At 58.2% G+C, this 5,604-nt stretch carries 5 protein-coding genes; 2 read left to right on the forward strand and 3 right to left on the reverse strand.

What is annotated here, in order from left to right:
* Nucleotides 1–880 precede the first annotated feature (880 nt).
* Both WAO69_RS00295 and WAO69_RS00300 read left to right on the forward strand, forming a co-directional pair.
* Nucleotides 881–1,150 carry a spike base protein, RCAP_Rcc01079 family gene (locus WAO69_RS00295; protein ID WP_422175551.1) on the forward strand — a complete coding sequence of 90 codons (270 nt, stop codon included), beginning with the start codon at nt 881–883 and terminating at the stop codon, nt 1,148–1,150.
* Nucleotides 1,150–2,493 (forward strand): hypothetical protein, encoded by a 1,344-nt coding sequence (locus WAO69_RS00300; RefSeq protein WP_422175553.1) that lies wholly within the window; start codon nt 1,150–1,152, stop codon nt 2,491–2,493. The genes WAO69_RS00295 and WAO69_RS00300 overlap by 1 nt, the downstream gene beginning before the upstream one ends.
* Here the strand turns inward: WAO69_RS00300 and WAO69_RS00305 are convergent.
* From WAO69_RS00305 to WAO69_RS00315, 3 genes are all read right to left on the reverse strand, one after another.
* Nucleotides 2,391–3,560: a hypothetical protein gene (locus tag WAO69_RS00305; protein ID WP_422175555.1), complete on the reverse strand. Its 1,170-nt coding sequence runs from the start codon at nt 3,558–3,560 to the stop codon at nt 2,391–2,393. The genes WAO69_RS00300 and WAO69_RS00305 overlap by 103 nt on opposite strands.
* Complete coding sequence (locus WAO69_RS00310) at nt 3,557–4,921, reverse strand: oligosaccharide flippase family protein (RefSeq protein WP_422175557.1); 1,365 nt, start codon at nt 4,919–4,921, stop codon at nt 3,557–3,559. The genes WAO69_RS00305 and WAO69_RS00310 overlap by 4 nt, the downstream gene beginning before the upstream one ends.
* On the reverse strand, nt 4,918–5,604 hold a 687-nt coding region (locus tag WAO69_RS00315), incomplete at its 5' end, for an acyltransferase family protein (protein ID WP_422175559.1). The genes WAO69_RS00310 and WAO69_RS00315, both read right to left, overlap by 4 nt.

The raw sequence follows: 5,604 nt of genomic DNA on the forward strand, positions 1-5,604 counted from the left end.
TTAGCGATCCTGAAATGTGGACGCAAAAACCCCGTTTTCTTTGAAGTTTCAAATGGATACGCTGGCTTCGCGCTGCCAATTGTGTACGGGTCAAACGCAATAGCATTGGCTGCAGCAAGCGCCGCAATATCTTCGTGTTTCAAAATTGCAGCCCCTGGTGCAGCGGATTTCAACAAGTTATGATGGATCTATACAATGCCACCGAACTCTCAAATCAGTGTTCTTTATACGCGATTCCTGACGTAGGGACAATCAAAAGCTGATCACCCATCTCAGCTTTATGCAGGTCTCCGCACGCGATGCCCGGAATTTGAGCATGTATGGACTGCACACCGCAAAAAGAGATCAAGCTGGAAGACATGTCTTTCGAGTTTCGGCCCAGTGACGAAATTCAAAAATTATAACTTTAAATCAATAGATTAGAATTCCATGAAGGTTCTTCTTGCGTCCTTTCTCGACCAATCCTGTGCGCCGCAGCCTTGTGATCCTTTGTGTTGCGATCGGAAATAGAATTACATGACGCCCGAAATCTTAAAGAAATTGTAATGGTTATGTGAAGGATTCGGATTGCGACAGTAAATCTGGGGATTCCCGTGAACGCAGATCGCCCGGTTCCAAAGCACCAGGAAGTTCAGGTCGTCATGACCCGTGCATATCGAACTTTGCGCGGCAAAATGAATTGATCTCAGTGTCATCACACCAAACCTTACCGCGCGGATGCGCCGGGAAAGACTGGTCATCCGGCAACTTGCTCAAAAGGTGGCGAGCGTAGAGATCTGACAAAGCTTTCCCCGCCGCGTTAACGGCCCGCGCGCCTCTTTGTTCATATCTCAACGCAAGATGGCAAGGATCGCGCCAACTTTTGCGTAAGGAGGCCAGCATGCCCATTTCTGACAAATTCGACACTCATCAAACAGGGCTGAACAGTCCGATCCAAGGCGGTTTCGACATCACGCCCGATGACAGCGGCGAACTGGCCGAAGTAACCCGAGCGTTGATGGTGACGACATCTGGCGACGTAGCGGTCGAGCTTCGAAATGGTGATCTTCTGACCTTGCCGGGTCTTATGCCAGGTGCGATCTACCCTCTGCGCATCCAGCGTGTTTTTGCGACAGGGACGACGGCGACGGGCCTCAAGGGGTTGGTCTGATGCTGGGCGTTTCCGTCGGCTTGCAGGCCCCGTGGAGTATGCGCAGACCCGTGGCGCTTCCTGATGGCTTTGACTGGGACCTGCAGCGGTTTGGATTTGGGTTCTTTCGGATCGGATCCAGATACGGCGTGGATGTCGCGCCGCGTGATCTGGTGAATTCGCAGATTTGGACGGGGGCTGCGATCCATGTGGATGGGGTTTTGGGCGATGATGCCAACTCTGGTCTGGGCGCGCAGGATGGCGATTTTTCAGATGCAAAGCGAACGATTCATGCAGCTTTCCTGGCTGGGAATGCCACCAACGCTCCGTATCGCGTCTTGGTCAAAGCCGGGAACCTGGAGGAAACCGCCTTTACGCGCAACGGAAATGAAGAGCCTGACCAACCAGTGGCCGTTATCGGTTGGGGGGGCGCAGTGCGCTATCGTACCGGACCCCATGTGGTGAATTGGACTGTATCGGGTGGAACATATGCAGCGGCTGCCAGCGGTGTGCAGCGGGTGTTTCGCACGGATATCCTGACCCCGGAAGGTCAGTACAGCGAACTGACCGAAGTGCCCGATGTCGCCGCATGTGCTCTCACGCCTGACAGCTGGGCGCGCGAGGGAACAGATGTGCATGTCAACATAGGCGGCGCACCTGGGCCAGAGGATATCGCGCTGATCCGATCCTTCCACGGCGCGCGCTTCCTGACTCATGCCGAGGATTTCTATCTGGAAAACATCCATATCGAGGGCGGCATTACCGGCGCGCTGCATTTTGATGCGGTCGCAGAGCGGAACATCGTGGGCGTAAACTGCTCATTTCGCTATTCCGCGCCATCCAATCCAGCGGCTCCGCTTGACGCAGCGCGGGTGCGTCGGACAGATGGCCTGATCGCCTTCTTTGGCTGTGATGCCAGTCAGGGCGCAAAGGATGGTTGGTCATTTCACGAAGATGGCACGTCCGGCATGCATGTGCTTCTGGTCGATAGCACGGCGCATCGCAACGGGAGCGGTGGCGCACAATCCTGTAACGCGATGACCGTTCATGACTCGGCACGGGGCATCGTTTTGAATGGTGACTATGGCTTGTCGCGCAACGGGACCGAGGTCCATTGCATCCAATCAACGCGCACATGGCTTGCCGGCGCGCGCGCCGAGGCGCGGGATGTGGATGGAACGTCGGTGGCGTATAAATGTTCCAATGCGTCCTTCATGTGGCTGCAGGATTGTGTGGCGGATGCGTCGGGCTCGGTCGAGAACTATGCTTTGGAGGCTAATGCCGGCACGGTTTTCATACGTGATTTCACGGCGATTGACGGCACGGTTGCGGTATCTCTCGGGGGGTCCGTCACACCGTTCTGAGCCAACCTTATGGCCAGCTCGGACCAGTCGGGGATCAATTCGGGCTGTTTCGGGCGTGTTTCGCACTGTGTCAGCGCATCGGGGTCACCATAACCGATGATCTGAGGGGCGCGGGGGTGACAAAGCCGGTCCGGGCCAAGGATCGGCAGGCCAAAGTGACGATACAGCAGCATCCGGTTCGAGTTGGTTGTCTGGTATTCGATTCCGGGTGCGTCGATATATGGGGCCAGCCCGATATCCGCATGCGCGATGTGGCCGAGGGTGACCTCAAAGCTTTGCTCTCCATGCCAGGTGATGTTGGTTCTTTTCGGAGGCCTCTGTCTGAGGCGTCCGAGGACATGGATATCCCAGTTTGGTCGCTGATCGGCGATGCGCGACAGGGCATCGAGGTCAATCTGCGTTGATCCGGCACAAACCGCCTTTGTGCCAACGCTTGAATAGGGTGAACTCGGGACGTTCTTCAGCAGATGATGCGGGATGCCCATCGGATCGCAGGTCACATTCCCATGGCCAGCAAAGCGATCTGCCAGAAGCGGGCTGGCGGTGCTGATCCGGGTAAAGCACCTGGCATTGGCCTCTTCGGCATGGATAAGCACTTCGGGAGCATTGAGAAGGCTGACATCATCATTCACCCGGAAGATACGCGGCACATTTGGCGCGTATTCAGCCAGGATCGGGGCAAGGAGAACCGGCAGGCCACTTTCGCAGATCACAAGATCCGTCCGCGCGAGGGGCGCGCGAATGCGCGGTCGCCAATGCGCCGCGAAGATCGGCCAAAGCGGTTTCAGCAGTCGGTTGATCGCTTTGCTTGGTGTTCTGAACGGATGCACCGGGGGCAGGGCGTGAAGCGAACTGAGTGTTCCCGTCAATACCCTGTGTCCGATGTCTGGTTTCCGGTTCAGGGATGACAGACGTATGTCCCTTTTCAGGACAGAGACCCAGGAATACCCCACGCTCACATGCGTGACGTGCCAACCCATGCGTTGCAGATGATGCGATACCCAGAGCATGCTGGTTTGCCGGTTTTGCCCTGGAAAATGGCCCGTCAGGATGACGACGCGTTTCATGCATTCAGCCTTTGAGGTTTGCGCCAGCGCATCAGTGCCAGGCAGACGGTGTATAGGACCGTTCCGAACACCACTTGAGTCAGAAATGCCGGTATGGCTGTCAGTCCAGCGAACATATCGGATGTCATGATCAGAACCGTGGCCATCAGCGCGCCTGCAAACAGGGGGCGGGCAAGAGCGGTCAGGTCGGACGTGACCATGTCCAGCCGGGGCAGGGCGCGGCTCAGATACCAGATCCCGTTGAGGACAGCCGCCGCAGACAGAGCGCTGGCGGTTGATGTGGCCGAGATCGTCAGCATCGGTGCTGCAAGCAATGTGGCAAGACCCAGCAACAAGGCCGCGCGCAAGAGCACAAGGCGGGTATGGCCCTGCGCCGTCAGCGCCTGATTGAACGGCATGAGAAGTGCGCCCGTCAGGCCGAACAGGACAAGCGCTTCAAGGATCGGAGCGGCGTTTCTTGCGTGATCCGCTCCCACGGCCAGCGTGAGGACAGTCGGCGCGGTGGCAAATGTTCCCGCCCAGATCCAGATCGAGATGTCCGAGGTCAATCTGAGCTGGTCCTGCAGTGTTTGAAAGAAAGCGGCCCCGGTATCCCGGCGCAGCTGGGGCAGCGCAATGAAGCGCAGTGGCGCGATTGCAAGCGCGTCGATCAGAGACAGGATGCGCGTTGCGATCTGGAACGCACCTGCCGCAGACATCCCCAGGCACAGACCGACGGCCAATTGCGCCAGCGGGATCAGTGCAGAGGACAGAAGATCCCGAGCCGCGATCTGGCTGGTTTTTCCAAGGATCAGTCTCAGGGCGCGCCATCGTGCTCGGCCCTTGGGTGCCCATCGTGCAAGCATCAGGGACAGCGCACAGTTAAGTCCGGCGTTCAGCACCGCGAACCCAACCAATGCCCAGACGCCCAAGCCAAAGGTCAGCAGGGTCAGCGCAAGCCCTGCTGCAAGCGTTTGCGTGGTGATTGTTCGCAGGGCCAAATTGCGCAGAGCCATTTCCCTGCGCAGCAGACCCTCAGACACGGCGCTGACGCCATTGAGAACCGGGATCACGGCGAGCGCCATGAGGATTGGTGCCCGAAACATCAGGCCAGTGATCAGCAGAAGGGCACCGATCCCAAGGCCCAGCATGAGCGATAGCGCAAACAGAGCGTCAAGCCTCTGATGCCGGTGCCCGAAAAGGATCACCGTATCCGCGATGCCCGCTTTGTGCAGGCCTTGCGTCAGCCGGATCGGCGCAAATGCAGTGGCGAAAAGGCCGATTTCGATCAGTGAGAGATAGCGCGCCGCGATCAGGAACAGGATCGCGCCGATGCCGACACGCGACCATTGCAGTGCAAAGGACCAGACGCGCGCTCTCATACCGGCACCTTGGTGGAGCCGGGCCGGTCAAGGACACGCATGAGGGGGCGCTCGATTGTCAAATGGGTCAACAGGCCGACCGCGAGCGCCAGAACGCAAACGGTGGCGACATAGATGCATGCTCCGGTGAGGGTTGCGGGAAGGATCGGGAGAAGAAGGAGCGTCGCGGCCCGCAGCGTGAAGCGATGCGAGAGATAGAGAGCGAAGGATGAATCCCCCATCAACAGACTTGGCCAGCGCCATATCGGGCAAAGCAGCGTACCGGCGGCGACCATAAGTGTGGCGGGCAGGCCTGCGGCGATAAAGCGGGGCAGCGGCAGCGGATCCAGCGCGATGAGAAGCGCGAGGCCAGTGGCAAGACAGATCACCGCAGCTGTTGTGCTTGGCATGAGCCAGCCGCTTTGCCAGAGCCGCGCCAGCACAATGCCGAACAGGAATTCAACGATCAGGGGGTTGGTCCAGAAGGTAAACGCGGCCGTGTCGAAGCTGAACAGCAAACCCATTGTGGCAAGGCCGGCAATTCCGATGCCGAGTGATACAAGGGGGCGCGGCAACGCAAGGCACAGCGCAAGCAAGGCGTAAAAGAAGATTTCGTAATTCAGCGTCCACCCCAACGACAGCACAGGTGCGATGCGCCCGTCAGCGCGCTCATAGGGAAAGAACGTGTATGAGCTGAGGATCTG

The sequence above is a fragment of the Aestuariivita sp. genome (assembly GCF_049276915.1).
Classification (GTDB): Bacteria; Pseudomonadota; Alphaproteobacteria; order Rhodobacterales; family Rhodobacteraceae; genus Aestuariivita.